The sequence below is a fragment of the Bradyrhizobium sp. JYMT SZCCT0180 genome (assembly GCF_018130165.1).
Taxonomy (GTDB): domain Bacteria; phylum Pseudomonadota; class Alphaproteobacteria; order Rhizobiales; family Xanthobacteraceae; genus Bradyrhizobium.
On sequence record NZ_JAFCLZ010000002.1, the window covers coordinates 1 to 25,515 of the forward strand.

A 25,515-nucleotide genomic window follows, 5' to 3' on the forward strand; every position below is an offset into this window, starting at 1 on the left:
CCGGCGTAAAATCAAGCGCGCCGGTTGGGACGACGCCTTCCTCTTGGCTACCCTCAGCCATATGCGATAGCCCTGCCGCTTGCGGGGAGAGGTCGACGCGCTCTTGCGCGGCGGGTGAGGGGGTACCGAACTCACCAACACCTCGCTCGTGGAGAGAGGCCCCTCACCCCAACCCTCTAAGAGCGAGCTTCGCTCGTCTCGACCCCGCGAGGAGCGGGGCGAGGGAGCAGAGCGGCGCCAAGCCTCACCCCTTCCTCACATCTCCCGCGTCCGCTTCGCTGGCTTCCAGTGAGGCCGGCTCCAGATGGTAACGCTTGGTCAGCGGCATCTGGGCAATCGCAAAGATCATCGTCAGCGGAATCACGCCGAACACCTTGAAGCCGACCCAGAAGTCGGTCGACTGGGTACGCCAGACGAATTCGTTCAAAAGCGCCATGGCGAAGAAGAACAGCGTCCAGCGCATGGTGAGGATGCGCCAACCCTGCGGCGTCAGGTTGAACACCTGATCGAACATGACGGCGATGAAGGAACGGCCGAACAACAGGCCACCGCCGAGGATGGCGGCGAACAGGCCGTAGATGATGGTCGGCTTGACCTTGATGAAGGTCTCATCATGCAGCACCAGCGTCAGCGTGCCGAACACGATGACGATGACGGCGGTGACGATCGCCATCATCGGCACATGCCTGGTCACCACATAGGACGCGATCATCGCCGCGATGATCGCCACCATGAAGGCGCCGGTGGCGACGAACAGACCGAATTTGGCGTTGGCGACAAAGAACACGATCAGCGGACCGAGTTCGGTCGCAAGCTTGAACAGCGGATGCGGCTGGGTCTTGTCCATTTCAAATCCTACGTTGCTGTCATCACCCGCGAAAGCGGGTGATCCAGTATTCCGCGGCGTCTCGATTCCAATCAGCAGCGCAGCGTACTGGATGCCCCGCCTCCGCGGGGCATGACGAGAAGAAACCTATGCCTCGATCCCTGCAATCGCGTTCGCAAAATCCCGCGCGGTGAACGGCGCCAGATCGTCGACGCCTTCGCCGACGCCGATGAAGTGCACCGGCAGTTTGAACTTCTCCGACAGCGCCACCAGGATGCCGCCCCGCGCGGTGCCGTCGAGCTTGGTCATCACGAGGCCGGTGACGCCTGCGGTACGATGAAATGCCTCGACCTGCGACAGCGCATTTTGTCCCACCGTGGCGTCGAGCACCAGCAGCACCGCATGCGGGGCCGAGGCGTCGACCTTCTTGATGACGCGGACGACTTTTTCGAGCTCTTTCATCAGCTCGGCCTTGTTCTGCAATCGCCCGGCGGTGTCGACCAGCAGCACGTCGATCTTCTGCTCCTGCGCCGCCGTCAGCGCATTGAAGGCGAGGCTGGCCGAATCCGATCCCTGCGCGCCCGCGATAACAGGCGATTTGGTCCGCTCGCCCCAGACCTTCAACTGCTCGATCGCGGCGGCACGGAACGTGTCGCCCGCCGCCAGCATCATCTTGCGGCCTTCGGCGCTGAGTTTCGCCGCCAGCTTGCCGATGGTGGTGGTCTTGCCGGAACCGTTGACGCCGACCACCAGGATAACGAACGGCTTGTGTGCCGTATCGATCACCAGCGGCCTGGCCACCGGGGCCAGCACCTTCTCGACCTCGGTTGCAACGACGGCCTTGACCTCATCCGCCGAGATCGCCTTGTCGTAGCGGCCGGCGCCGACGGCATCCGCGATCCGCACTGCGACCTCGGTGCCGAGATCGGCGCGCAGCAGCACATCCTCGATATCATCGAGCATGGCGCGGTCGAGCTTGCGCTTGGTGACGAGGTCGGCAACGGCGGACCCGATCGAACTCGAGGTTCGCTTCAGGCCGCTCGAAAGCCGCCGCCACCAGCTCAGTTTGGGAGTTCCGGGAGTGGTATCGCTCATGTCGGACGTGTGTTAGCGGTTTCGCGCCATGAACGAAAGCCACAACAAACCCATTGATATTCCCGGGACATCCCTTGATGTTCCCGGCGCATCCCTTGATGTCGCCGACCTGACGGCGGAAGAAATCCAGGCACGCGTGCTCCACCGCGACGGGCTGATGCTGGTCATCGACAAGCCTTGCGGCCTGCCGGTGCATCGCGGCCCCAAGGGCGGCGCCAATCTGGAAACCTCGTTCGACGGGCTGCGATTCGGCCTGCCGCGGCCGCCGGTGCTGGCGCACCGCCTCGACAAGGACACGTCCGGCTGTCTCGTGCTGGGACGCCATCGCAAGGCCACCGCCTCGCTCGGCCTGCTGTTCAAGCACGGCAAGATCGGCAAGACCTACTGGGCCGTCGTGGAAGGCGGACCTGCCGAAGATGAGGGCACCATCGACATGGCGCTCGGCCGGCTCAACGTCGAGCGCGGCTGGTGGCAGAAGCCGGATCCGGACGGTCAAAAAGCCGTCACAAACTGGAAAGTGCGCGGCCGCGGCGACGGGCTCGCCTGGTTAGAGCTGGAACCGGTCACCGGCCGCACCCATCAATTGCGCGTGCACACATCGGCCACAGGCTGGCCGATCGTCGGCGACAACATCTACGGCAACGGCCCCCGCTTCGGCGAGCCGCGCCTGCATCTGCATTCCCGCGAAATCGTGATTCCGATTTCAAGGAACAAGGAACCGGTCCGCGTGGTCGCGCCGGCGCCGGAGCATATGCAGGAGCGGCTCAGGGCCTGCGGGTGGAACGGGGAGTAGCCCCAACTCGTCATGGCCGGGCTTGACCCGGCCATCCACGTCTTTGTTGCACAACAGAAAGTAAGTCGTGGATGCCCGGGACAAGCCCGGGCATGACGGAGAGCTAAACGTTCAGCCGCGCGCCGTCATGTCCGATCATCGTCAACGCCTGCACCGCACCCGGCATTTCACCACTGATCGCTACCGGCAGGAAATGCTCCGTCCGCCCCTGCTTACCGCTCTCGATCAGCACCTGTCGCGTTGCGCCGATCTCCGACGCCAGCCGTTTCCGCAACGCCGCCTCGCCCGTCGCGCGCAAGCGCTTGGCACGGTCCTTGATGGCCTCGCCCGCGACCTGCGGCATCCGCGAGGCCGGCGTACCCGGGCGTTTTGAGTAAGGAAACACATGCAGGAAGGTGAGACCGCATTCCTCGACGAGATCCTGCGATCGTGCGAACATCGCTTCGGTCTCGGTCGGAAAGCCCGTGATGATGTCGGCGCCGAGCGCGATGTCCGGCCGCAGCCGGCGCACCTGCGCGCAGAATTCGATGGCATCGCTGCGTGAATGCCGCCGCTTCATCCGCTTCAGAATCAGATCGTCGCCGGACTGCAGCGACAGATGCAGATGCGGCATCAGGCGTTCATCGTCGCCGATGACGTCGAGCAGATCGCGATCGGCTTCGATCGAGTCGATCGATGAAATCCGCAAACGCTTCAGCTCCGGCACATGCCGCAAGATCTGTTTTGTCAGCTGGCCAAGCTTTGGCGTGCCTGGCAAATCAGCCCCGTAGCTGGTGAGATCGACGCCGGTCAGCACGATTTCGGCATGACCGCGCTCGACCAGCGCGCGGACCTGTTCGACAACAGCACCCATTGGCACCGAGCGCGAATTGCCGCGGCCGTAGGGAATGATGCAGAAGGTGCAGCGGTGGTCGCAGCCGTTCTGTACCTGCACGAACACCCGCGGCAGGCCGCTCTGAAAGCCTTCCAGCAGATGTGGCGCCATCTCGGTGACCGCCATGATATCGGCGACCGCGATCTTCTCGCTGGCCTCGATGCCGAAGCCGGAATCGAACGCCGCACGCGCGCTGCGCCAGGCCTCGCCGCGCATCTTCTCGTCATTGCCGACGACGCGATCGACTTCGATCATGCCGGCGAACATTTCAGGCTGGGTCTGCGCCGCGCAACCGGTCACGACGATCCGCGCATCCGGCCGCTCGCGCTTCAGCCGCCGGATCGATTGCCGCGCCTGCGCCACCGCCTCGTTGGTGACCGCACAGCTGTTGATGACGACGGTATCGGAAAGGCCCGCACGCTCCGCCTCGTGCCGGATCACTTCGGATTCAAAGGCGTTGAGGCGGCAGCCAAAGGTGAGGACGTCAACGCTCATCAAGCTATTCTTTGTTTGAGCATGATCTCTTCGGAAAACCGCTTCACACTTTTCCGGATCATGCTCTACGCGACGCTGGCGAACAGCGCCGGATCGAAGCGGCCTTCATACTCGAACGTTGCCGTGCCCGTCATCAGCACGTGATCGTCGCGCTCGCGCCATTCGATCGAGAGCTTGCCTCCGGGCAGCGACAATTCGACAATGCGGTTGGTGCGCTTCAACCGCGCTGCCGCGACCGCGGTGGCGCAGGCGGCCGAGCCGCAGGCCCTGGTCAGGCCGGCGCCGCGTTCCCAGGTGCGCATCGTGATGTGGTCGCGATCGACGATATGGGCGAGCGTGATGTTGGCGCGATCAGGGAAAATGGGATGATTTTCCAACAGCGGCCCGAAGCGCTCGAGATCATAGGCGTTGACGTCGTCGACCCAGAAGATCGCGTGCGGATTGCCCATGTTGACGACCGACGGCGAATGCAGGATCGGCGCGTCGATCGGGCCGACCTGCAGTTCGATGTAGCGCGTGTCGCGAAACTCCTCGGCGAGCGGAATCTCCTGCCAGCCGAATTTTGGCGCGCCCATGTCGACCGTGTAGAGATCGGGCTGCGGCCCCTGCCAGCAATTCAGCAGACCCGAGCGGGTCTCGAAGGTCACGGCCGTCTGGCCGGTCTCCTCGAACAGCCGCCGCACCACGCAGCGCATGCCGTTGCCGCAGGCGCCGGCCTCGGAGCCGTCATTGTTGTAGATGCGGATGAAGGCCTCGGTGCCGTCCAGCCGCGGCGGCTGCAATACCATCAACTGGTCATAGGGCACGCCGGCGGGCGAGGCGACGGCGCGCGCCTCCTCCGCGGTCACCTTGGCCGGCTTGTCGCGCAGATCGACCACGACGATTTCGTTGCCGATACCGTTCATCTTGGCAAATGCGTGATTGGCCAGCGCGCTCATGGAATTTCCCAATTTCTGCCTGTCTTATATGGCGAATGATGGCCGATTGCCTAGTACGCAGGGGTCCATGACGCATCTGTCATGGGACGAGGCGGACCTTGCATGTTAGGGATGGCGGCGTCTTTGCGGGCGTGTGGGGACACACCGCGACCGCCTGGGATGGATGGAGAATGCCTAAAATGAACCGTATCAGCCGTTTCCGCTCGGCCATGGCCGCGCTGGTCCCGATGGTGGCAATCGCGGTGGGCGGCCCTGCGCTGGCGCAATCACCGGCACCAGCCGCCTCGCCAGCTGCCAGCCCCTCCGCGGCACCGGCGCCCGCCGCTTCTGCTTCCCCTGCCCCGGCGGAGACGCCTTCACCGGCGGCATCCGCGATCCCGGCACCGGGAACCTCCCCCGCGCCGGTGGCAAGCCCGTCCGTTGCCCCCTCACCGCCACCCGCGGCCGCCCAGACCCCGGCCACGCCCCCTGCGGCCGTCCAGACCGCCGATCCCTTCGGTGAGCAGTTCACGCTGGAGCCCAGGAAAGTGGTGGTCATGAAGGGCACCGCCAGTTGGGACTCGGCGTTCGACACGCTGATCGATTCGTTCAAGGCGCTGAACGCGCTGCTCGAGAAGCAGGGCATCAAGGCCGCGGGCAATTCGATGATCGTCTACACCTCGACCGACGACAGCGGCTTTACGTTCCTGGCCGAGATTCCAGTCGACCAGGAGCCGAAGAACCTGACCAAGGACATGAGCATCGGCAAATCGCCCGAGGGCAAAGCCCTGAAGTTCGTCCATCGCGGCTCCTACGACAACATGGACAACACCTATGAGGCGATCACCAATCACCTCGACGACAAGAAACTCGAAGCCAAGGACACCTTCGTCGAGGAATACATCACCGATCCCTTGAAGACCGCAGAGGACAAGCTGGTGATCAACGTCTATGTGCCGCTGAAGTGAGAGACATGAAGCATCCGCTCGCGTTTGTTATCGCCGCAGCCGTGCTGCTGGCCACGCCCGCACTGGCCCAGACGGTGCCGCCGCCCGCCATCTCCGTGACCGGCGAAGCCAATGTCTCGGTGGCACCCGATCAGGCGCAGATCGATGGCGGCGTTGCCACCGACGCCAAGACCGCGCGCGAGGCGTCCGACGCCAATAACGCGGCGATGGGCAAGGTGCTGCTGGCGCTGAAAGGTGCCGGGATCGACGAAAAGGATTACCAGACCTCGCGGCTGTCGCTGCAGCCACAGTATGCGACCTCATCCAAAACCGTGGAGCGGCCAGGCGTCGTTGGGTTCCGCGCCAGTAACCGCGTCACGATCAAGATCCGCGACGTGACCAAGGTCGCGAGCGTGATCGACGTGCTGGTCGGCGCCGGCGCCAACGAGATCGGCGGCATCAATTTCATCGTAACGCAGCCGTCCAAGCATCTGGACGAGGCCCGCGAGAAGGCGATCGCGGACGCGCGCCGCAAGGCCGATATCTACGCCAAGGCCGCCGGCGTCACGCTCGGCGAACCGATCGGTATTTCCGAGGAGGGCGCGGCCGTGCCGGTGTTTCGCAGCAAGGTGGCAGCGCCGATGGCCGCCGGCGCGCCGGTGGCGCAAGGCGAGGAGACGCTCTCGGTTTCAGTGAGCGTATCCTGGGCGATCAAGCCGAAGGAGTAGTTTCGCTTTCGCTCGACAGACAGACCTCATCCCCGCGTGAGCGTAAGCTCATCGCTGGAGGAGCGCGCTCTTCGCGCGCGTCTCGAAGGATGGATATGGGCCCTCGTGCTTCGAGACGGCGCTGAAGCGCCTCCTCAGCATGAGGGATCACAAACAAGCTCGCGTTAGACCTCAAACACCTGCCCGGGCTTCAACGCCGCAAACCGCTCGCGCGGAACCTTCGCTTCGTCCAGCGCTTCGCCGAGCGCGATCACCGGCGCGTCGATCGCCTCGTCGGTGAGCTGGAACGTGCCGTGGTGATGCGCCAGCGCGGTCTGCGCGCCGCAATCGGCCAAGGCCTTCACCGCATCCGACGGGTTCATGTGCTGGTCGCGCATGAACCAGCGCGGTTCATAGGCGCCGATCGGCAGGATCGCCAGCCGCAGCGGGCCATGTGCTTCGGCAACCCGGCGAAAATGCTTGCCGTCGCCGTAGCCGGAATCGCAGACGATGTAGAGTTTGCCGGCCGGCGTCTCCAGCACAAAGCTCGCCCACAGCGCCTTGTTGCGGTCGAACAATCCGCGCGCCGACCAATGCCGCGTCGGCACCAGCGTCACGGCGATGCCGTTGCCGAGTTCGACCCGATCCTTCCAGTCGAACGCTTCGACTTTGATCGTTTCATCCGCGTCGCGCATGGTGACGTCATTGCCGAGCGGCGTGATCACGCGCGGCGCAAACGTTTTCGCGAGCCTGGACAGCGTCGCCAGATCGAGATGGTCGTAATGGCCGTGCGACACCAGCACGACATCGATCTTGGGCAATGCGTCGAAGGCAATGCCGGGATCGTTGTGCCGCTTCGGCCCGGCCCAGCTGAACGGCGAGGCCCGCATCGACCACACCGGATCGACCAGAATGTTGAGGCCGCCGGCCTGGATCAGCCAGCTGGCATGGCCGACGAACGACAGCCGCACTTTGTTGCCGTCAACACGCGGCGGCGGTGTATCGGCATGCGCACTTGGCACCCAATCCGGCCAGCTCGCACGCTGCCCGCGGCCGCCAAACTGCCAACGCAGTACCTCGGCCAATGATTTCGGCGGCGAACCATCCGGATCGAAGAAGGTCAGGCCGTCGAAATGGTCGGAGACGGGGCCGTCATAGGTTTTCATGCGGGACATCCAGACAGACGGCGCGCCGACGGCCAGGCCGAGGCCGGCGAGCACTGCAAAGACACGGCGGCGGGTAATGGGCACGGGCGCGATCACATAGAGCGGGAGCGAAGGGTACGGGGCGTTATATGGCGTGCCCTGACCAAGTTGGAACCCGCGGCAGAGGGAACGCGCAACTTCGCGCCGGCAAATCGGCATAAAATTGCTTTGTTTCAATGACTTAACGCGTCGTTCAAGGCCGTTTTGGGCTAGTTTCCCCTTGACTTTGATGGCTTCCGGGCGTTTAACCCCGGCACTTCTCGGAAAGACGTTCTTTTCGACTCGCCGCCCGGCCCTTGAGACCGGAGGCCAACGCCCGACAGCGCGATGCGCCCTCGGGCGCAAACGTGTTTGGTTCGGTGTCATCACCCGCCTTGTGCGCGATTGCGCACTGGGGCGGGTGATCCAGTATCCCAGAGTCCTCGGATTGAGCCGAGAAGCTGCGGCGTACTGGATACCCGCCTTCGCGGGTATGACGGCGGTAAGTGACGCAACACCCTGCGCAAGCAGGAAAAAGGACTACGGCATTGTTCGACAATCTGTCGGAAAAGCTTGGTGGAATACTCGATCGGCTGACGGGCCGCGGTGCGCTGTCCGAAAAGGACGTCGACGCCGCGATGCGCGAGGTGCGCCGCGCGCTGCTCGAGGCCGACGTCTCGCTCGACGTCGTCCGCAGCTTCATCGACCGCGTGCGCGAGCAGGCAATCGGCGCCACCGTCGTCAAGTCGGTCACACCCGGCCAGATGGTGGTCAAGATCGTCCATGACGAACTGGTCGCCACGCTTGGCGCTGACGGCCAGACCATCGACCTCAATGCGGTGCCGCCGGTCGCGATCATGATGGTCGGTCTGCAGGGCTCCGGCAAAACCACGACCACCGCAAAACTCGCCCGCCGCATGACCCAGCGCGACAAGCGCAAGGTGCTGATGGCCTCGCTCGACATCTATCGCCCCGCGGCGATGGAGCAGCTCGCCGTGCTCGGGCGCGATCTCGATATTCCGACGCTGCCGATCGTGGCCGGCCAGAAGCCGGCGCAAATTGCCAAACGCGCGCTGGAAGCCGCCAGGCTCGGCGGTTACGACGTCGTGCTGCTCGACACCGCCGGCCGCACCACGCTCGACGAAGAGATGATGAGCGAGGCCGCGGAGATCAAAACCGCCGCCAGCCCGCATGAAGTGCTGCTGGTCGCGGATTCTTTGACCGGCCAGGACGCAGTCAATCTCGCGCGCTCGTTCGACCAGCGCGTTGGCCTGACCGGTATCGTGCTGACGAGGGTTGATGGCGATGGCCGCGGCGGCGCCGCGCTGTCGATGCGCGCGGTCACGGGAAAGCCGATCAAGCTGATCGGCACCGGTGAAAAGACCGACGCGCTGGAGGATTTCCATCCCAGCCGTATCGCCGGCCGCATCCTCGGCATGGGCGACGTGGTGTCGCTGGTCGAAAAGGCGGCAGCGAATATCGACGCCGAAAAGGCTGCGCGCACCGCCGAACGGATGCGCAAGGGCCAGTTCGACCTGTCGGACATGCGTGAGCAGTTGCTGCAGATGGCGAACATGGGCGGCATCAGCGGGCTGATGGGCATGATGCCCGGCGTCGCCAAGATGAAGAACCAGATTGCCAATGCGGGGATCGACGACAAGATCATCAAGCGTCAGGTCGCGGTGATCGATTCGATGACGCGGCAGGAGCGCAAGAATCCCGACATCCTGAAAGCCAGCCGCAAGAAGCGCATCGCCGCTGGCGCTGGCCTGGAGGTTCAGGAAGTCAACAAGCTCCTCAAGATGCACCGGAACATGGCCGACATGATGAAGGCAATGGGTTCGGGCAAACGCGGCCCGATGGCCGGCATCGCGCAGGCGATGGGATTTGGCGGCGGCGGCATGCCGTCGGCCGAACAGATGAAGGCACTGGCGGAGAAAATGCCGGGTGGCGCAGGCCCGGGCGGCATGCCCGCGCTGCCGAAGGATATTCCGGTGGGCTTGCGTCAGGGCCTGCCGAATTTGCCGGGGCTGACAGGCCTCAGCGGCAAGCCGACGCTGCCGGGCCTCGGCGGCTTCCCCGGCAAGAAGAAATAATCGCGATCAATTCACTCTCATCACATCAAACCAAACTTACGGAGAATACAATGTCAGTCGTTATCCGCCTCGCTCGCGCAGGCACCAAGAAGCGCCCGGTCTATCACGTCGTCGTCGCCGACTCGCGCTTTCCCCGCGACGGCCGCTTCATCGAGCGTCTCGGCCATTTCAATCCGCTGCTGCCGAAGGACAACGAAGCCCGGCTGAAGCTCGACATGGACAAGGTCAAGTCCTGGCTCGCCAAGGGCGCGCAGCCGTCCGACCGCGTCACCCGCTTCCTCGATGCCGCCGGTGTCGTGAAGCGTGCCGCGCGCAACAACCCGGAAAAGGCCGTGCCGCGCAAGGAGCGCAAGGCCGCTGCCGAAGCCGCCGCGAAGTCATAAGCGTTAGCGGCGCGGGGCGGTGGCAGCACCGATTTGTGTCGCCCGGATCGGCGCCGCGCATGGCGTGCGCGGCGCGGTAAAACTGTGGACGTTTACCGAAGACCCGCTGGCCGTGAGGGATTACGGCCCGCTGACGACCAAGGACGGCGCGCGCCAGTTCGAACTGGCGCATGCCCGTGAGGCCAAGGATCATCTGGTCGCCACGTTCAAAGGCGTCGCCACCCGCGAGGACGCCGAACGCCTCAACGGCATCGAGCTCTATATCGCGCGCGACAAACTGCCCGAGACCGACGACGACGAATATTACCACGCCGATCTGATCGGGCTGGCCGCGGTGAATGCCGCGAACGAACCGCTCGGCCGCGTCACCGCGATCCATAATTTCGGCGCCGGCGACATCATCGAGATCGCACCACCGCAGGGCCCGACCATGCTGCTGCCGTTCACCAATGCCGTGGTGCCGACGGTCGACCTTGCGGGCGGCCGCGTCGTGATAGAACTGCCCAAGGAAATTGAAGGCGACGACGTTCCGACGCTTACGTGATCGGTTTTTTAATGACCAGTTCTGAAGGTCCCTGGCGCGCCACCATCCTCACGTTGTTCCCGGACATGTTTCCGGGACCGCTCGGCGTCAGCCTGGCGGGCAAGGCGCTGGCCTCCGGGCTGTGGGCGCTGGAATCCCGCGACATCAGGGCATCGGCCACCGACCGCCACCGCAGCGTTGACGACACCCCGGCCGGCGGCGGGCCCGGCATGGTGCTGCGCGCCGACGTGCTGGCGGCGGCGATCGATGCTGCGGATGCCGGCCCGTCCGGTCCAAAGGATCGACCAAGGCTCCTGATGAGCCCCCGGGGTCGGCCATTGACCCAGTCCCGGGTGATCGAGCTCGCCGCCGGTCCGGGACCGCTGATCGTCTGCGGCCGGTTCGAGGGCATCGACGAGCGGGTCATTGCAGCCCGCGGGCTCGAGGAGGTCTCGATCGGCGATTACGTGCTGTCCGGCGGTGAGGTCGCCGCCATGGTGCTGGTGGACGCCTGTGTCCGGCTCTTGCCGGGGGTGATGGGAAGACTGGCCTCGGGGACCGAGGAGAGTTTTTCCGAGGGACTACTGGAATACCCTCAATATACCCGCCCGCAGGAGTTCGAGGGCCGAACGATCCCGGAAATCCTCACTTCCGGCGACCATGCCAAGGTTGCCGCCTGGCGTCAGGCCGAGGCTGAAGCCCTGACCAGGGCGCGGCGGCCGGATTTGTGGGCGATTAAGGCCCGCCAAAAACGCCCAAAAAGCACGACAGACGGGTGACAAGCACGCTTCGATGCCTTATACGAGCGCCAAATCCGCAGCATACAGCAGGATAGATGGACGTTCGCGCAGCCCGCGCTGGACTGGCTGGGCGCGCCGCCGATGGAGATTTCAATGAACATCATTCAACAGCTCGAAAAAGAGCAATTCGACAAATTGGCCGCGACCAAGTCGATCCCCGAATTCGGCCCCGGCGACACTGTGATCGTCAACGTCAAGGTGGTCGAAGGCGAGCGCACCCGCGTGCAGGCCTATGAAGGCGTTTGCATCGGCCGTTCCGGCGGCGGGCTCAACGAGAGCTTCACCGTTCGCAAGATTTCCTACGGCGAAGGCGTGGAACGCGTCTTCCCGGTGATGTCGCCGATGATCGACTCGATCAAGGTGGTGCGCCGCGGCAAGGTGCGTCGCGCCAAGCTGTATTACCTGCGCCAACTGCGCGGCAAGTCGGCCCGCATCGTCGAGAAGACCGAGCGCGCGACCGCCGTCGGCGAGTAATTCGTCTCCTGCAGGGGGATGTGACCAAAAGCGCGGGGTTTGGCCCCGCGCTTTTTTTGTTGGGCGTTTCGTCATTGCAACGGCCCGCAATGACGGTGGATATAAACGCATATCGCGCTTAGATACCTCATGTGCTATGAGGCTAGAATGGTTCCAGATCAAACCAGCTTTGCAGGCCGGCGCGTCGATCCCTTCGTGATCGACGACCGCTCGCGCCTGCCCGGCCGTTTCTTCGGACGCTTTGCGACCTCGGCGACGTCAGAGCTTAGCTGCGGCCTTTGATGCCGCGCTGACTGCCCGTTGCTTGCGCTGATAACCGCGCTGACCGCTCACACAGAATCATTTTTGGAGCTTACGCTCATGTCCAACCCCACCACGCTGTACGACAAAATCTGGAACGACCACCTGGTGCACGAAGCCGATGACGGCACCTGCCTGCTCTATATCGACCGCCATCTGGTGCACGAGGTGACTTCTCCGCAGGCGTTCGAAGGCCTGCGCGCCACGGGCCGCAAGGTTCGCGCGCCGGAGAAGACGCTGGCCGTCGTCGACCACAACATCCCGACCACCGATCGCTCGAAGCCGAATCCCGATCCTGAAAGCATCGAGCAGATGCGCGTGATGGCCGACAACGCCAAGGAATTCGGCATCACCTATTTCAACGAGCACGACAAGCGCCAGGGCATCGTGCACGTGATCGGCCCCGAGCAGGGCTTCACGCTGCCCGGCACCACCATCGTCTGCGGCGACAGCCACACGTCAACGCATGGCGCGTTCGGCGCGCTGGCGCACGGCATCGGCACATCAGAGGTCGAGCACGTGCTGGCGACGCAGACGCTGATCCAGAAAAAAGCAAAAAACATGCGCGCGGTGGTCGACGGCAAATTGCCCGACGGCGTCACCGGCAAGGACATCATCCTGGCCATCATCGGCGAGATCGGCACCGCCGGCGGCACCGGCTACGTGCTGGAATATGCTGGCGATGCGATCCGCGCGCTGACGATGGAAGGCCGCATGACGGTCTGCAACATGTCGATCGAAGGCGGTGCCCGCGCCGGCCTGATCGCGCCGGATGAAAAGGCGTTCGAATTCCTCAAGGGCCGTCCGATGTCGCCGAAGGGCGAGGCGTGGGACGCCGCGATGCGCTACTGGGAAACCCTGCGCTCGGACGAAGGCGCACATTTCGACCACGAGATCCGGCTGGATGCGGCCAAGCTGCCGCCGATCGTCACCTGGGGCACCTCGCCCGAGGACGTGGTGTCGATCACGGGCATGGTGCCGGACCCCGACCAGATCGCCGATGAAGCCAAGCGGCTCTCAAAGCATCGCGCGCTGAAATACATGGGCCTGACCGCAGGGACCAGGATCACCGACATCAAGCTCGACCGCGTGTTCATCGGCTCCTGCACCAACGGCCGCATCGAGGATTTGCGCGCGGCGGCGAAAGTCGCCGAAGGCAAGACCGTCAACGGCCACGTCAGCGCGATGATCGTGCCGGGCTCGGGCATCGTAAAGGAACAGGCGGAAGCCGAAGGCCTCGACAAGATCTTCATCAAGGCCGGCTTCGAATGGCGCGAGCCGGGCTGCTCGATGTGTCTGGCCATGAACCCCGACAAGCTGTCGCCGGAAGAGCGCTGCGCCTCGACCTCGAACCGCAATTTCGAGGGCCGGCAGGGCTTCAAGGGCCGCACGCATCTGGTGTCGCCGGCGATGGCGGCCGCAGCTGCGATTGCCGGGCACTTCGTCGACATCAGGGAGTGGCGTTAACGCGCGTTGCCTCAACCTCGATCCATTCTGGCAACGCCTCGTTAAGGCGCAGGGCTCAGACTGGCTCCTCGGCGGGAATGATCATCGCGAGGAGCCTGAAGTGGCCGATAAACCAGAATATGTCGATATGATCAGCGAGGCGACGCGCCAGAGCCGGCGCAACGTCTCGCGCATTGTCGATCTCGTCCCCGCCACACCCAAGGACACAAGGCGCCTCAGCAACTGGCCGCCCGAGCATTGGCGGGAATGGCGGCTGGAAGCGTTGACGCCGTGGAAGATCAAGCCCTGGAAGGGCAAGGACTGGGACTGAGCCTTTGCGCTCGTCGCTTTCATAAAAAACAGGCGCCCCAGCGGGCGCCTGTTTTGCTTCCCGGGCCTGGCCGGGGCCTCGTTCAAGGAACTCGATCCGACAGCGTCAACACTTTGCTAAGGGCCGGCTGGTAAACTCCCCCTTAACCAATCAGAAAATCGATAGCTGCCTTTAGGATCCCCTCGTGTCGAGGGCTTGATCCGACGCGGCGCCGCGCCACGGGCGGTCCCCGGGGCCGCCGCAACGGTTCGGCAGCGCAAATTTTCCTCCAGAGAGACTTGAGAAAATGATCGCCAGATTTCAAAACCTGCCCATTATTGCCAAGATCGCGGTACCTGCCGCGATCGTCGCCCTTGTGGCGGTCGGGATCGTCGTGCAGGCCTCGATGGCGCTGAGCAATTTGTCCGCGACGGCGGCGAGCCTCGTCGACGGCAACGCGATGCGGGTGCAATACAGTCTGCAGGCCGAAAGCCATTTCAACAGCGCCGCGGTGAGCGAGAAGAACGTCATCCTCTCCGGCACGGACAGCAAGGCTATCAGCCGGAACGTCGAGTCCTACGGCAAGGCCACCGATGCCACGCTGGAGGCGATCGATCGTCTGGCGACCGTCACCACCGCTCCCGAACAGCGCCAGTTGATCGACACCATGCGAACCGCAGTCAAGGACCGCCGGGTCGCCAGCGCCAAGGTGTTCGAACTGGCGGCCGCCGGCAAAATGGAGGAAGCATTCGCCTATTCGGTCAACGTCGCGGCCAAGCATCGCCAGACCGCGATCGCGGCGGTGGGACAACTCATCACCATTAATACGGACGCCATGCGCGCCGCGCGCGACGCGAGCGTCGCCAGCGCCGAATACACCCGTTTCTTGCTCGTGGTCGGGGCGATTGTCGGCCTGCTGCTGGCCTTTGCTATCCTCGGCTGGATCGCGTTCGGCCAGATCGCCCAGCCATTGCGGCGCATGACGCTTGAAATGACCAAGCTTGCCGGGGGCGATCTCGATATTTCGATCGTCGGTGCCGGCCGCACCGACGAGGTTGGCGGTCTCGCCAAGTCGCTCACCGTCTTCAAGGAAAATGCGATGACGGCGCGGCGCCTCGAAGCCGAACAGCGCGAGGAGCAGGTTCGCAAGGAAGCCCGGCAGCGTGCCATCGAAGGTTACATTGCGACCTTCGACGTCCAGGTCTCCGAAGCCCTGCAAACGCTGACCGCGGCGTCGGCCGAGATGCACGCCACTGCCGGCAGCATGACGGCAACGGCGGAGGAAACCAGCCGGCAGGCCACCGCTGTCGCCAACGCCTCCGACGTCGCCTCCGCGAACGTGCAGACGGTTGCCGTGGCGACCGAGGAACTGCATGCCTCAATCAGCGAAATCTCGCGCCAGGTGGCGCAGGCGTCCCAGACCGCCAACCTTGCGGTCGCCGAAACCGACCGCACCAACAAGACCGTCGAGGGCCTGGCCGAAGCGGCACAGAAGATCGGCGATGTCATTGCGCTGATCCAGAACATCGCGTCGCAGACCAATTTGCTGGCGCTCAACGCCACGATCGAAGCGGCGCGCGCCGGCGAGTCCGGCAAGGGCTTTGCCGTCGTCGCCACCGAGGTGAAGGCGCTTGCCACCCAGACCGCGAAGGCGACCGAGGATATTTCAGCCCAGATCGCCGCGATCCAGCAGGAGACCGGCAACGCCGTGACCGCCATCAAGACGATCGGAACGACGATCGCCCAGATGAACGAAATCGCCACGGCGATCGCTGCCGCGGTCGAGCAGCAGAGCGCTGCCACCCGCGACATTGCGCAGAACATCCAGGAAGTTTCGAAGGGGACGACCGAGGTATCTTCGAACGTCGGCAGCGTCAACGACGCCGCCAACGAGACCGGCGCCGCGGCGTCGGAAGTGCTGACGGCGGCTGACGACCTCAGCCATCAATCGGAGAAGCTGCGCGCCGACGTCAACACTTTCCTCGATCTCATTCGCGCCGCCTGATCGCTATCACACCGTAGGGTGGGCAAAGGCGCGCAAGCGCCGTGCCCACCATAGCGCGTCGCTCACCAATATGGCCCGAACCCGAAGCCGAACGTGAACGGCGCCGGTGCGTAATAGGGATATGGCCGGTAGTAATTGGGGCGCGTGTAATAGCGGGGTCCGTAATACGGCCGATAGTATGGGCGAGCAAACGGCCGATAATATCCGTAACCGTAATGGCGCCGGTAATAGCGTTGCGCGCTGAAGTCGGTCGCACCTGATGTGCCGGCGGTTTGTTGCTTCATTTGCGGCGATGCCGCGGCTGCCGAATTGACCGCCGCCGGGCCGGCAAACACCAGAGCGCCCGCGACAGCAGCTGCTCCGATCAAAGTCTTCATGACGATCTACCTCTTCTGATTCAGGATCATCAAATAACAGACAGCAATGGCGCCCGTTTCGTGGCAGTCACCTTGAAGTGAAAACAGACCCGCGATGAACGGGCCTGCTCACTTCACTAATGCAAATTCGCGATCACCAGCGGCGATGATGGTGACGATGATGATGATGCCGACGGTGGTGGTGATGACGATGCCAGCGATGATGGCGATGTCGCCATCCCGCCTCTGTCGTCTCGGGCTTGACATCCTCCTGAACGGCGGCGGCAGCGCCGGGGTTGCTCAGCGACAACGCGTTAGCGCGCTCGGTTGGAGCGGCTATAACGAGCATGGCGCCAAAGGCGGCAAGCCCCAGAACTTTCGTCATCTGCATATGTAGTCTCCTTGGTCCTTCAGCGATGAGCTTACGCTCACGCGGGGATTTCACGTTCGTGGCAAGCGGTGCTCGACAAGCAGCCGCTACGCCGCGACGCAGTTCAAAGCTTGATGCTGAGGACGTGAATGCGAACTGAATGACTGCGCCACGAAGATGAACAGGGAGCGTGTACATCGGTTCCGATTAATTTCAGCGGCGCGTCAAACCGGCGCAGACTGCCGTTGCATCGCTGCAGACACTCTGCACTCATGAGCCCGTCATGATTTCAAACATGAACGCCACGACATCGCACGTGGCGACGGCCATTCTCATTCATGGCTCGCCGGCGCAGATATATTTGGAACGCTGATCGATCTGGGAGCTAGCGCGCAGGCGCTAACCGGGCCGCCAGTAGCAGTTCATGCGCGGCGTGATGACGATGCCGCTCGGCCGGTATTCCTGCACATAGGTCGCGGTGCAGCTGCGAACCGCATTCGGGCCCGGATTGTAGCGCGGATAGACATCGGGTTCCCACTGGTCCTGCCGGTAGATCGGCACGCGGCGGAGTGGGCGCCGGCGTTGTGCTGACGCATCGGTGGCGGCCGGCTTCGCTGCCTGCGCGGTGCGCACCCCCGACGGTGCGGTCTGGGCCTGTGCGCCGCCACCCGGCAACAAGAATCCGGTCAAAATCGCCACTACCGCCGCCGTCACAATCCGCTTCATTTCCGCCCACCCAAAGCCTGTTATCGGGCGGTACGGTCTCCGATTGCCGCGCCAAGGTCAACCTTGCGATGATATTCAAAATCAGTAGGCGCGCCGGTGGAACACGCGCTAAACAGGCGAGATGTGGAAGGAAGCAAAAGCGCCGTCGCTCGCCGAAATGGAAGCCATGGCGCATGAGGTTTTCGAGCGCCTGCCAAAAGGCTTTCGAGCCCTTTGCGAGGGCGTGATCATCCGCGTCGACGATTTCCCGACCGACGAGGTCCTCGACGAAATGCAGGCGCAAAGCGAGTTCGACCTGCTCGGGCTGTTCCAGGGCCTCGGCCTGCCGCAGCAAAGCAATAACGACGTCGCCCGCCTGCCCAACATGATCTGGCTCTACCGGCGGCCGATCCTGGACTACTGGGCCGAGCATGAGGAAACGCTGGGCCACATCGTCCGCCACGTCCTGATCCACGAAATCGGCCACCATTTCGGGCTGTCGGATGCCGATATGGAGGGGATCGAGGCCCAAGAGGGGTAGGAACGAGTTAGGAGTAGCAGGGTAGGATTGCGCAAATTGGCCTTTTGCCGGGGCCGTTTTCGCGATAAATCAACGGCCCTATCCCCTCATTTCAGCCGGGAAGTACGATCGATGGACAAGTTCACCACACTGGAAGGCGTCGCTGCGCCCCTGAAGATCATCAATGTCGACACCGACATGATCATTCCGAAGCAGTACCTGAAGACCATCAAGCGTACCGGCCTTGGCAAGGGTCTTTTTTCGGAACAGCGCTACAAGGATGACGGCAGCGAGAATCCGGATTTCATCCTCAACAAGCCCGCCTACCGCAATTCCAAGGTGCTGGTCGCCGGTGACAATTTCGGCTGCGGCTCGAGCCGCGAGCACGCGCCGTGGGCGCTCTTGGATTTCGGCATCCGCTGCGTGATCTCGACCTCGTTCGGCGACATCTTCTACAACAACTGCTTCAAGAACGGCATCCTGCCGATCCGCGTCACCCAGGACGACCTCGACAAACTGTTCGACGACGCCGAGCGCGGCGCCAACGCGACGCTGACCATCGACCTCGCGACCCAGGAAATCCGCGGCCCCGACGGCGGCACCGTGAAGTTCGAGATCGACCCGTTCCGCAAGCATTGCCTGCTCAACGGTCTCGACGACATTGGCCTGACGATGGAGAAGAAGACTTCCATCGACACCTACGAGGCCAAGGCCAAGCAAGAGCGCGCCTGGGCCTGATCACGGTCGCGCGCTTCGCTCGACAATAGAGACGACGCCGATGCGGCCTGACGTCGTCACCTTCTGGCATGGCCCGCTCGATGCGCTGCGGCGGACATGCCTGCGATCGCAGGTCGCAGCGGGCCACAAGGTCACCGTCTACAGTTTCGACCCGCTTGCCGGCTTGCCCGACGGCGTCGGCAACGCCGAGGCCGAAGCGATCCTGCCGCATTCCTTTTCCGAGCGGCTTCGCCCGCCGCAGCCGGACGGCAGCTGGCGCGACTGGACCATTCTGCAGTTCAGCGATTTCTTCCGCATGCGGCTGATGGCGGAGAAGGCCGGCCTGTGGCTCGACGCCGATGTCCTGCTGCTGAAGCCGGTCGAGATCGATCCTGCAAAACCCTATTTCGCCTGGGAGCGGCCGCGCCAGCTCGGCAATTCGGTTTTGTATCTGCCCCCTGGCGATCCGATCGTGACGGCGTTCGAAAACCTGATGAAGCAGGACGAACTGACGCCGGACTGGCTGGCGCTGCGCCATCGCCTGACCTTCATGCTGCGGCAACTGCGCGGCGGATCGAACCGCCTCTCAGATATTCGCGTCGCAATCTTCGGTCCGGCCGCCCTCACCGCACTCGCGCGCCGTGGAGGCGAATTGCAGCACGCATTGCCGAAGCAATCATTCTATGCGGTCCACGCCGAGCCGAGATTATTTTTCGAGCCGTCAGATTTTTCGGCACTGCTGGCCGATCCCGCGATCGTCGGATTACACATCTCGCCGAAAGGCCGCGGCGGCCAACAGCCGATTCCCGGCAGTCTGTATGCGTGGGCGGCGGAGAAATTTGGTTGATTCCGTCGTCCCGGCCTTGAGCCGGGACCCATACGCCGCGGCCGTAGTAATTGCAGGCAGTATACGTCGGGGTTTTTCTACCGATAGATCACGCGGTATGGGTCCCCCGATGCGCAATTGCGCATCTGAGCTCAAGGCCGGGACGACGTGGACTGTGATGTGAAGGTCTCTAATGCCCCATCGCGGCGATCGCGTCCGCAATGGCGATGGTGCGCTTGGCCATGTCGGCGTGCAGCCGTTCCACCATGCGGCCGTCGAGCTGGATGGCGCCGCGGGAGGCGTTTTCGGGCTGCTGGAACGCCGCGATGATCTTGCGCGCTTCCGCAACTTCCTCGACCGGCGGCGTGAAGATCGCGTTGCAGGCCTCGATATGGCTCGGATGGATCAGCGTCTTGCCGTCGAACCCGAGATCGCGCCCCTGCGCGCATTCAACCGCAAAGCCGTCGACGTTGCTGATATCGCTGTAGGGCCCGTCGAGGATTTCGAGGCCATGCGCGCGTGCCGCCAGGATGCAGTGGATGATCATCGGGATCATCGCGGTCCGGCCCGGCTGCATCCGGATGCGCGTTTCGCGCGAAATGTCGTTCGGCCCGAACACAAAACCCGCGAGACGCGTTTCCGAGTCCTTCGACGCCGCGGCGAGCTTGTCCGCGTCCAGCACCGCGCGCGAAGTCTCGATCATGGCCCAGACCCGGATCGAGGTATCCGCGCCGATGTCGCTGAGGCGATTGGCGATGGCGTTGAGATCGGCGACGCTGGAAATCTTGGGAACCAGGATGCCGTCGGGCCGCGCCTTGCCGGCCATGGTGACGTCCTCGATCCACCACGGCGTATCCAGGCTGTTGACCCGGATCAGCACCTCGCGCTTGCCGAACCCGCCGGCCGCGATGGCCTTGGCGATCTGGTCACGGGCCAGCGCCTTGGCGTCCGGCGCCACCGAATCCTCAAGGTCGAGGATGATACCGTCGGCGGCAAGGTTGCGCGCCTTTTCCAGCGCCCGCGCGTTCGATCCGGGCATGAACAACAGACTGCGACGCGGACGGATCATGGGCTGGTTTCCTGAGGACTTGATCCCCACGCGATATCATTTCAAACGAGCCGCCGAAAGCCTTGTTCCGGTCATCGGTCTATGGTTAGGCAAGGGCCATGACCGCATTTCCGCAACATCTGATCGACGGCTACCGGACCTTCACCTCGCAGCGACTGCCTACGGAACAGTCACGCTACCGGGAACTGTCCGAGCGCGGCCAGTCGCCCGCTGTGATGGTGATCGGCTGCTGTGATTCCCGAGTCTCGCCCGAGGTGATCTTCGACGCCGGCCCCGGTGAACTGTTCGTGGTCCGCAATGTCGCCAACCTGGTGCCGGTCTATCAGCCGGACGGCGGCGCCCACGGCGTATCCGCGGCGCTGGAATATGCGGTCAACGTGCTCCGCATCAAGCACGTCGTGGTGCTCGGCCATGCACAATGCGGCGGCATCCGCGCCTTCATCGACAAAATCGAACCTCTGTCGCCCGGCGATTTCATCGGGCGATGGATGCAGATGTTCATCAAGCCGGGCGAAGTCGTCGAGCAGCGTGACCGCGAGTCGATGCAGGAATTTACGGTGCGGATCGAAAAGGCGGCGGTGTTCCGCAGCCTCGAGAATCTGATGACGTTTCCGTTCGTGCGCACGCTGGTCGAACGCGGCGAGATGAATCTGCACGGCGCCTATTTCGGCGTCGCCGAGGGATCGCTGTTCGTGCTCGATCCGACGGCGAAGGAATTCCACGCCGTCAGCGAGATGCAAGGCAGCGTTTAGGGACTACGCCGCCTTCTTCTTGGCGCTGATCAGCTTGCGGTTGATCAGGCATTCGGCGATCTGCACCGCGTTCAGCGCCGCGCCCTTGCGCAGATTGTCGGAGACGCACCACAGCGACAGTCCGTTCTCGACGGTGGCGTCCTCGCGGATGCGGCTGACATAGGTCGCGTCTTCGCCGGCGGCTTCATAAGGCGTGACGTAACCGCCGGGCTCATGCTTGTCGATCACAAGGCAACCCGGCGCGTTGCGCAGGATATTGCGCGCTTCATCGGCGGTGATCGGATTCTCGAACTCGATGTTGACGGCTTCGGAATGGCCGACGAAGACAGGCACGCGCACGCAAGTCGCGGTCAGCCTGATTTTGGGATCAAGAATCTTCTTGGTCTCCATCATCATCTTCCACTCTTCCTTGGTGTAGCCGTCCTCCATGAACACGTCGATCTCGGGGATGACGTTGAAGGCGATACGCTTGGGGAATTTCTTGTTGATCAGTTCGCTGTTGGTGTAGACGGCCTTGGTCTGCGAAAACAATTCGTCCATCGCATCCTTGCCGGCGCCCGACACCGACTGGTAGGTCGCGACCACGACGCGCTTGATGGTGGCCTTGTCGTGCAGCGGCTTGAGCGCCACCACGAGCTGGGCGGTCGAGCAGTTCGGATTGGCGATGATGTTCTTCTTGGTGAAGCCGGTCACGGCGTCGGCGTTTACTTCGGGCACGATCAGCGGCACGTCCGGATCCATCCGCCATGCCGACGAATTGTCGATCACGACGGCGCCGGCGGCGCCGATCTTCGGCGACCATTCCTTCGACACCGCCCCGCCCGCCGACATCAGGCAGATGTCGATATCGGAGAAATCGTAGTGCTCGAGGGCTTTGCACTTCAGGGTGCGGTCGCCATACGACACCTCGACCCCGACGCTGCGGCGTGACGCCAGCGCCACGACCTCGTCCGCGGGGAATTTGCGTTCGTCGAGAATGTTGAGCATTTCCCGCCCGACATTGCCGGTCGCTCCGACCAGCGCGACTTTGTAACCCATCGTTCACTCTCCGACGAAAAATGCCGTCCCCCCGCCCGCGGCGGAAAGGGAAGAGGCAGCGCTTCTATGCGAGAAACACCCTCAGTACAACGTTTGCAAGAACGTTTGACCGTTGCGTTTGGGCGTTTGATGCAGTCCTTTTCGGCCGAACCGGCCAAGTCCCATTACAAGCCCCATTATACGGCGAGAATCCATCCGGCGCTGACCAGCTTTGCGGACGAGCTCCGCGGTACGCTGGCTCGCCTGGTTGCGTATGTAATGACCCTCGCCCTGCTCGCCATGGGCGGCATGGCGCTGTGGGAACAATTGCCCGATGCCATAGCGATGGACCCCTCGTCCAGAGACGCCTCATTGGGGGACGCCTCACTGAAGGATGCCTGGAGCCTGGTCGACCGCTCGTCGCGCGCTTTTGCCGTCAGCCAGTTTGATCCGCACGATAAAACAGAGGCTTACGAGATTTTTCGGCACCCGAAGGGCGGCCGCCGGGACGTCTTCCAGTGGCGCGCCGCCGACAAAAGGCCGGTTGCCGAACTCGAGATCTATCGCCCCGGCAGCGAACTCGGCCATGCCGACCCCGCGATCGCGGAGATAGCTGCCCGAATGGACCCAGGCGGCCTGCGCGAGTTGGAAGCCGCGGGCCTGATCGACAGCAAGTTCGGTACCGTGACCCTGCTGCGCCTGATCAGCGGCGCTGAGGCGGCCCGCGGCTGCCTCGGATTCATGAAGCGCGTCAGCGACTCCCATTTCCGTATCTCCGGCTGGTCGTGCCAGGGCGACAATCTGCCGGCCCGCCGCGCCGCAATCTCCTGCATGCTGAACCGGCTGACCCTGCTCAGCACCGGAAACGACCCGAAGCTGGCGGAAATATTCGCCCGCGCCGAACTCAGGCGCGCGGACTGCGCGACCTCGGCCATGCCGGCCCTGTCGGCGGATTGGCTGACTGGCCGAGACAACCCGCGGCTGCGCGGCGCCTTCTAATTGCCATACCGCGCCAAGATACTGGTTTTCATGAAACTTTTTCGCCAGTGCCGGCATTATTGTGGTCCGGTGTGGCGCAATTGACCTAGTGACGCCCACCCTGCCGCAGCTACAATGAACGCCAACCCGATTTGGCGATCGGCCCCAACGGGCTGAGAATGACGAGGATGCGATGACCCCTAAATTCCCTGCTGCGAGCAAGCTCGTGGTGATGCTTGCTGCAGCCGCCCTCGTTGCGGTCGGCGCGACCGAAGCCAGCGCCCAGTCCAGGGCTCAATACGACAAGGACGGGCGCCCTTATTACGGACGCAGTGGTCCCAACCGGGTCTACCAGCAGGGTCCGAACACCCGCGTTTATGTCACGACGCGCTCCTGGCTCGACGCCGGCACTGAAGTGTTGCCGGGCGACCGCAAATTCCAAGACTACGCGTTTCCGCCGGATCTCGGCTACCCGTCATTCGCGCGCGAAAACCTCAATCGCCCGATCGACCGTCAGCCGCTCAACCCGCCGTCGGACATGGGCGGCTATCCGCAGCGCTTCCCGCTGTATTGAGCCAAAGCCGACAATGTCGTCCCGGGCTTGACCCGGGACCCATACGCCGCGGCCCATCGATCTACTAAAGCTGCTCGACGACTTTCTTCGCCATGATAACCGACGGTGGTTATGGGTCCCGGCTCAAGGCCGGGACGACGATGCGGAGAGTCCCTCGGCTTACGCGTGCAGCTTCTGCAATTCCTTCAAAATCGCATCGCCCATCTGCGTGGTGCTGGCTGCCGTGGTGCCCTCGGACTTGATATCCGCGGTGCGCAGGCCGCTGGCGAGCACGGCGGCAATCGCCGCGTCGACCTTGTCGGCGAGCGCGCCCATGTCGAACGAATAGCGCAGCGCCATGCCGAACGAGGAGATCATCGCGATCGGATTGGCGAGGCCTTTTCCGGCAATATCGGGCGCCGAGCCGTGCACCGGCTCAAACAGCGAGCGGCGCTTCTTGGTCTTGGCGTCGATTTCGCCGAGTGAGGCCGAGGGCAGCATGCCGAGCGAACCCGTCAGCATCGCGGCGATATCGGACAGCATGTCGCCGAACAGGTTGTCGGTGACGATGACGTCGAACTGCTTCGGCGCCTTCACCAGCATCATGCCGCCGGAATCGGCGAGCTGATGCTCCAGCGTCACGTCCTTGTATTCGCGGGCGTGCACCTGCGTCACCACCTCGTTCCAAAGCACGCCAGACTTCATGACGTTGCGCTTTTCCATCGAGGTCATCTTGTTGCGGCGCTTGCGCGCCAGGTCGAACGCGACGCGGGCGATGCGCTCGATCTCGTAGGTGTCATAGACTTGGGTGTCGACGGCGCGCTTCTGGCCGTTGCCGAGATCGGTGATGGTCTTCGGCTCGCCGAAATAGACGCCGCCGGTCAGCTCGCGCACGATCATGATGTCGAGGCCTTCGACGATCTCGCGCTTCAGGCTGGAGGCTTCCGCCAGCGCCGGATAGCACACCGCCGGGCGCAGATTGGCGAACAGGCCAAGATCCTTGCGTAGCCGCAACAGGCCGGCTTCGGGCCGCACGTCATAGGGCACAGCGTCCCATTTCGGACCGCCGACCGCGCCGAAGATCACGGCATCGGCCGCCGTCGCCAGCGCCATGTCGCCCTCGCTGATCGAGACCTTGTGGGCGTCATAGGCGGAACCGCCGACCAGCCCCTGCTCGGTCTCGAAACGGGCAATGCCTTGCGCGTTGAGCCAGTCGATCAGGCGTTGCACCTCGCCCATCACTTCGGGGCCGATGCCGTCACCGGGGAGAAGCAGCAGTTTATGGGTCGCCATGGGGTTTCCTCATCCAATCGTCATGGCCGGGCTCGTCCCGGCCATCCACGTCTAACTTTCACCAACAGGGAAGACGTGGATGCCCGGCACTAGGCCGGGCATGACGAATACCCGTGAATTCCGCGGGAGTGCTAAAACGCCCGGGGCGGATTGGCAAGGCGGCTTGGACAGGCCACAAAGGCTG

At 63.5% G+C, this 25,515-nt stretch carries 29 protein-coding genes; 19 read left to right on the top strand and 10 right to left on the bottom strand.

The features are described 5' to 3' along the window. Nucleotides 1–244: 244 nt before the first annotated feature. Together JQ641_RS02585 and ftsY are read right to left on the bottom strand one after the other, a co-directional pair. Entirely contained in the window at nt 245–847 is a 603-nt protein-coding gene (locus JQ641_RS02585; RefSeq protein WP_192739318.1) for a septation protein A, read from the bottom strand. Between the two features lie 126 nt (nt 848–973). Further along, nucleotides 974–1,921: a signal recognition particle-docking protein FtsY gene (gene ftsY, locus JQ641_RS02590; RefSeq protein WP_211994289.1), complete on the bottom strand. Its 948-nt coding sequence runs from the start codon at nt 1,919–1,921 to the stop codon at nt 974–976. A 28-nt stretch (nt 1,922–1,949) separates the two neighbouring features. Here ftsY and JQ641_RS02595 point away from each other — a divergent pair, with 28 nt between their 5' ends. After that, nucleotides 1,950–2,714, top strand: coding sequence for a pseudouridine synthase family protein (locus JQ641_RS02595; protein WP_211994290.1), 765 nt, complete (start codon nt 1,950–1,952; stop codon nt 2,712–2,714). A 103-nt stretch (nt 2,715–2,817) separates the two neighbouring features. Here JQ641_RS02595 and mtaB read toward each other — a convergent pair whose 3' ends face one another. Together mtaB and dapF are read right to left on the bottom strand one after the other, a co-directional pair. Then, entirely contained in the window at nt 2,818–4,083 is a 1,266-nt protein-coding gene (gene mtaB / locus JQ641_RS02600) for a tRNA (N(6)-L-threonylcarbamoyladenosine(37)-C(2))-methylthiotransferase MtaB (protein WP_211994291.1), read from the bottom strand. Between the two features lie 65 nt (nt 4,084–4,148). Further along, the gene (dapF, locus tag JQ641_RS02605) at nt 4,149–5,021 is read right to left on the bottom strand and encodes a diaminopimelate epimerase (RefSeq protein ID WP_211994292.1); all 873 of its coding nucleotides are present in this window, start codon (nt 5,019–5,021) and stop codon (nt 4,149–4,151) included. Nucleotides 5,022–5,200: 179 nt separating this feature from the next. Here dapF and JQ641_RS02610 point away from each other — a divergent pair, with 179 nt between their 5' ends. Both JQ641_RS02610 and JQ641_RS02615 read left to right on the top strand, forming a co-directional pair. Next, on the top strand, nt 5,201–5,968 hold the full coding sequence (locus tag JQ641_RS02610) for a GyrI-like domain-containing protein (protein ID WP_211994293.1): 768 nt from the start codon (nt 5,201–5,203) through the stop codon (nt 5,966–5,968). A gap of 5 nt (nt 5,969–5,973) precedes the next feature. Next, nucleotides 5,974–6,675, top strand: coding sequence for an SIMPL domain-containing protein (locus JQ641_RS02615; RefSeq protein WP_211994294.1), 702 nt, complete (start codon nt 5,974–5,976; stop codon nt 6,673–6,675). A gap of 164 nt (nt 6,676–6,839) precedes the next feature. Here JQ641_RS02615 and JQ641_RS02620 read toward each other — a convergent pair whose 3' ends face one another. Beyond that, nucleotides 6,840–7,904 carry an MBL fold metallo-hydrolase gene (locus tag JQ641_RS02620; RefSeq protein WP_211994295.1) on the bottom strand — a complete coding sequence of 355 codons (1,065 nt, stop codon included), beginning with the start codon at nt 7,902–7,904 and terminating at the stop codon, nt 6,840–6,842. Nucleotides 7,905–8,386: 482 nt separating this feature from the next. On the opposite strand from JQ641_RS02620, the gene ffh reads away from it, so the two are divergent. From ffh to JQ641_RS02660, 9 genes are all read left to right on the top strand, one after another. Next, nucleotides 8,387–9,934: a signal recognition particle protein gene (ffh, locus tag JQ641_RS02625; protein WP_211994296.1), complete on the top strand. Its 1,548-nt coding sequence runs from the start codon at nt 8,387–8,389 to the stop codon at nt 9,932–9,934. 50 nt (nt 9,935–9,984) lie between these two features. Continuing rightward, the gene (rpsP, locus tag JQ641_RS02630) at nt 9,985–10,317 is read left to right on the top strand and encodes a 30S ribosomal protein S16 (RefSeq protein ID WP_192739327.1); all 333 of its coding nucleotides are present in this window, start codon (nt 9,985–9,987) and stop codon (nt 10,315–10,317) included. Nucleotides 10,318–10,336: 19 nt separating this feature from the next. Then, nucleotides 10,337–10,861, top strand: coding sequence for a ribosome maturation factor RimM (gene rimM, locus JQ641_RS02635; RefSeq protein ID WP_211994297.1), 525 nt, complete (start codon nt 10,337–10,339; stop codon nt 10,859–10,861). An 11-nt stretch (nt 10,862–10,872) separates the two neighbouring features. Then, on the top strand, nt 10,873–11,619 hold the full coding sequence (gene trmD / locus JQ641_RS02640; protein WP_211994298.1) for a tRNA (guanosine(37)-N1)-methyltransferase TrmD: 747 nt from the start codon (nt 10,873–10,875) through the stop codon (nt 11,617–11,619). Nucleotides 11,620–11,733: 114 nt separating this feature from the next. Continuing rightward, entirely contained in the window at nt 11,734–12,114 is a 381-nt protein-coding gene (rplS, locus tag JQ641_RS02645; protein WP_192739330.1) for a 50S ribosomal protein L19, read from the top strand. A 147-nt stretch (nt 12,115–12,261) separates the two neighbouring features. Further along, nucleotides 12,262–12,396: a hypothetical protein gene (locus JQ641_RS38390; RefSeq protein WP_283815156.1), complete on the top strand. Its 135-nt coding sequence runs from the start codon at nt 12,262–12,264 to the stop codon at nt 12,394–12,396. Nucleotides 12,397–12,474: 78 nt separating this feature from the next. Further along, entirely contained in the window at nt 12,475–13,881 is a 1,407-nt protein-coding gene (leuC, locus tag JQ641_RS02650) for a 3-isopropylmalate dehydratase large subunit (RefSeq protein ID WP_211994299.1), read from the top strand. Nucleotides 13,882–13,981: 100 nt separating this feature from the next. Continuing rightward, entirely contained in the window at nt 13,982–14,191 is a 210-nt protein-coding gene (locus JQ641_RS02655; RefSeq protein WP_192739332.1) for a hypothetical protein, read from the top strand. Nucleotides 14,192–14,477: 286 nt separating this feature from the next. Then, nucleotides 14,478–16,175: a methyl-accepting chemotaxis protein gene (locus JQ641_RS02660; protein ID WP_211994300.1), complete on the top strand. Its 1,698-nt coding sequence runs from the start codon at nt 14,478–14,480 to the stop codon at nt 16,173–16,175. A gap of 62 nt (nt 16,176–16,237) precedes the next feature. On the opposite strand, the gene JQ641_RS02665 is transcribed toward JQ641_RS02660, so the two are convergent. Then, nucleotides 16,238–16,552, bottom strand: a complete 315-nt coding sequence (locus JQ641_RS02665; RefSeq protein WP_211994301.1) for a hypothetical protein — start codon at nt 16,550–16,552, stop codon at nt 16,238–16,240. 94 nt (nt 16,553–16,646) lie between these two features. Between JQ641_RS02665 and JQ641_RS38620 the strand changes: the two genes are divergently transcribed. Continuing rightward, complete coding sequence (locus JQ641_RS38620) at nt 16,647–16,928, top strand: hypothetical protein (RefSeq protein ID WP_211994302.1); 282 nt, start codon at nt 16,647–16,649, stop codon at nt 16,926–16,928. A gap of 372 nt (nt 16,929–17,300) precedes the next feature. On the opposite strand, the gene JQ641_RS02675 is transcribed toward JQ641_RS38620, so the two are convergent. After that, nucleotides 17,301–17,627 (bottom strand): hypothetical protein, encoded by a 327-nt coding sequence (locus tag JQ641_RS02675; RefSeq protein WP_211994303.1) that lies wholly within the window; start codon nt 17,625–17,627, stop codon nt 17,301–17,303. 121 nt (nt 17,628–17,748) lie between these two features. Here JQ641_RS02675 and JQ641_RS02680 point away from each other — a divergent pair, with 121 nt between their 5' ends. The 3 genes from JQ641_RS02680 to JQ641_RS02690 all read left to right on the top strand — a co-directional run bounded on the left by JQ641_RS02680 (nt 17,749) and on the right by JQ641_RS02690 (nt 19,690). After that, nucleotides 17,749–18,147 (top strand): metallopeptidase family protein, encoded by a 399-nt coding sequence (locus JQ641_RS02680; protein WP_211994304.1) that lies wholly within the window; start codon nt 17,749–17,751, stop codon nt 18,145–18,147. A gap of 111 nt (nt 18,148–18,258) precedes the next feature. Beyond that, complete coding sequence (gene leuD / locus JQ641_RS02685; protein WP_211994305.1) at nt 18,259–18,864, top strand: 3-isopropylmalate dehydratase small subunit; 606 nt, start codon at nt 18,259–18,261, stop codon at nt 18,862–18,864. A gap of 40 nt (nt 18,865–18,904) precedes the next feature. Beyond that, nucleotides 18,905–19,690 (top strand): glycosyltransferase family 32 protein, encoded by a 786-nt coding sequence (locus tag JQ641_RS02690; RefSeq protein WP_211994306.1) that lies wholly within the window; start codon nt 18,905–18,907, stop codon nt 19,688–19,690. Nucleotides 19,691–19,859: 169 nt separating this feature from the next. On the opposite strand, the gene JQ641_RS02695 is transcribed toward JQ641_RS02690, so the two are convergent. After that, nucleotides 19,860–20,738 carry an HpcH/HpaI aldolase/citrate lyase family protein gene (locus JQ641_RS02695; RefSeq protein WP_211994307.1) on the bottom strand — a complete coding sequence of 293 codons (879 nt, stop codon included), beginning with the start codon at nt 20,736–20,738 and terminating at the stop codon, nt 19,860–19,862. Nucleotides 20,739–20,836: 98 nt separating this feature from the next. Here JQ641_RS02695 and JQ641_RS02700 point away from each other — a divergent pair, with 98 nt between their 5' ends. After that, entirely contained in the window at nt 20,837–21,490 is a 654-nt protein-coding gene (locus JQ641_RS02700; protein WP_211994308.1) for a carbonic anhydrase, read from the top strand. A 3-nt stretch (nt 21,491–21,493) separates the two neighbouring features. Here the strand turns inward: JQ641_RS02700 and JQ641_RS02705 are convergent, their stop codons facing one another. Continuing rightward, on the bottom strand, nt 21,494–22,528 hold the full coding sequence (locus tag JQ641_RS02705) for an aspartate-semialdehyde dehydrogenase (protein ID WP_211994309.1): 1,035 nt from the start codon (nt 22,526–22,528) through the stop codon (nt 21,494–21,496). Nucleotides 22,529–22,594: 66 nt separating this feature from the next. Here JQ641_RS02705 and JQ641_RS02710 point away from each other — a divergent pair, with 66 nt between their 5' ends. Together JQ641_RS02710 and JQ641_RS02715 are read left to right on the top strand one after the other, a co-directional pair. Beyond that, nucleotides 22,595–23,506 carry a hypothetical protein gene (locus JQ641_RS02710; protein WP_502754926.1) on the top strand — a complete coding sequence of 304 codons (912 nt, stop codon included), beginning with the start codon at nt 22,595–22,597 and terminating at the stop codon, nt 23,504–23,506. Between the two features lie 172 nt (nt 23,507–23,678). Then, on the top strand, nt 23,679–24,059 hold the full coding sequence (locus JQ641_RS02715) for a hypothetical protein (RefSeq protein WP_211994310.1): 381 nt from the start codon (nt 23,679–23,681) through the stop codon (nt 24,057–24,059). A gap of 159 nt (nt 24,060–24,218) precedes the next feature. Here the strand turns inward: JQ641_RS02715 and leuB are convergent, their stop codons facing one another. After that, nucleotides 24,219–25,331: a 3-isopropylmalate dehydrogenase gene (gene leuB / locus JQ641_RS02720; protein WP_211994311.1), complete on the bottom strand. Its 1,113-nt coding sequence runs from the start codon at nt 25,329–25,331 to the stop codon at nt 24,219–24,221. Between the last annotated feature and the right edge of the window lie 184 nt (nt 25,332–25,515).

Bases quoted from the DNA above. Each gene is read 5' to 3' on its own strand.
- JQ641_RS02585 (WP_192739318.1), bottom strand. From the start codon at position 847: ATGGACAAGACCCAGCCGCATCCGCTGTTCAAGCTTGCGACCGAACTC.
- ftsY (WP_211994289.1), bottom strand. From the start codon at position 1,921: ATGAGCGATACCACTCCCGGAACTCCCAAACTGAGCTGGTGGCGGCGG.
- JQ641_RS02595 (WP_211994290.1), top strand. From the start codon at position 1,950: ATGAACGAAAGCCACAACAAACCCATTGATATTCCCGGGACATCCCTT.
- mtaB (WP_211994291.1), bottom strand. From the start codon at position 4,083: ATGAGCGTTGACGTCCTCACCTTTGGCTGCCGCCTCAACGCCTTTGAA.
- dapF (WP_211994292.1), bottom strand. From the start codon at position 5,021: ATGAGCGCGCTGGCCAATCACGCATTTGCCAAGATGAACGGTATCGGC.
- JQ641_RS02610 (WP_211994293.1), top strand. From the start codon at position 5,201: ATGAACCGTATCAGCCGTTTCCGCTCGGCCATGGCCGCGCTGGTCCCG.
- JQ641_RS02615 (WP_211994294.1), top strand. From the start codon at position 5,974: ATGAAGCATCCGCTCGCGTTTGTTATCGCCGCAGCCGTGCTGCTGGCC.
- rpsP (WP_192739327.1), top strand. From the start codon at position 9,985: ATGTCAGTCGTTATCCGCCTCGCTCGCGCAGGCACCAAGAAGCGCCCG.
- trmD (WP_211994298.1), top strand. From the start codon at position 10,873: ATGACCAGTTCTGAAGGTCCCTGGCGCGCCACCATCCTCACGTTGTTC.
- rplS (WP_192739330.1), top strand. From the start codon at position 11,734: ATGAACATCATTCAACAGCTCGAAAAAGAGCAATTCGACAAATTGGCC.
- JQ641_RS38390 (WP_283815156.1), top strand. From the start codon at position 12,262: ATGGTTCCAGATCAAACCAGCTTTGCAGGCCGGCGCGTCGATCCCTTC.
- leuC (WP_211994299.1), top strand. From the start codon at position 12,475: ATGTCCAACCCCACCACGCTGTACGACAAAATCTGGAACGACCACCTG.
- JQ641_RS02660 (WP_211994300.1), top strand. From the start codon at position 14,478: ATGATCGCCAGATTTCAAAACCTGCCCATTATTGCCAAGATCGCGGTA.
- JQ641_RS02665 (WP_211994301.1), bottom strand. From the start codon at position 16,552: ATGAAGACTTTGATCGGAGCAGCTGCTGTCGCGGGCGCTCTGGTGTTT.
- JQ641_RS38620 (WP_211994302.1), top strand. From the start codon at position 16,647: ATGAACGGGCCTGCTCACTTCACTAATGCAAATTCGCGATCACCAGCG.
- JQ641_RS02675 (WP_211994303.1), bottom strand. From the start codon at position 17,627: ATGAAGCGGATTGTGACGGCGGCGGTAGTGGCGATTTTGACCGGATTC.
- JQ641_RS02680 (WP_211994304.1), top strand. From the start codon at position 17,749: ATGTGGAAGGAAGCAAAAGCGCCGTCGCTCGCCGAAATGGAAGCCATG.
- leuD (WP_211994305.1), top strand. From the start codon at position 18,259: ATGGACAAGTTCACCACACTGGAAGGCGTCGCTGCGCCCCTGAAGATC.
- JQ641_RS02690 (WP_211994306.1), top strand. From the start codon at position 18,905: ATGCGGCCTGACGTCGTCACCTTCTGGCATGGCCCGCTCGATGCGCTG.
- JQ641_RS02695 (WP_211994307.1), bottom strand. From the start codon at position 20,738: ATGATCCGTCCGCGTCGCAGTCTGTTGTTCATGCCCGGATCGAACGCG.
- JQ641_RS02700 (WP_211994308.1), top strand. From the start codon at position 20,837: ATGACCGCATTTCCGCAACATCTGATCGACGGCTACCGGACCTTCACC.
- JQ641_RS02705 (WP_211994309.1), bottom strand. From the start codon at position 22,528: ATGGGTTACAAAGTCGCGCTGGTCGGAGCGACCGGCAATGTCGGGCGG.
- JQ641_RS02710 (WP_502754926.1), top strand. From the start codon at position 22,595: ATGCGAGAAACACCCTCAGTACAACGTTTGCAAGAACGTTTGACCGTT.
- JQ641_RS02715 (WP_211994310.1), top strand. From the start codon at position 23,679: ATGACCCCTAAATTCCCTGCTGCGAGCAAGCTCGTGGTGATGCTTGCT.
- leuB (WP_211994311.1), bottom strand. From the start codon at position 25,331: ATGGCGACCCATAAACTGCTGCTTCTCCCCGGTGACGGCATCGGCCCC.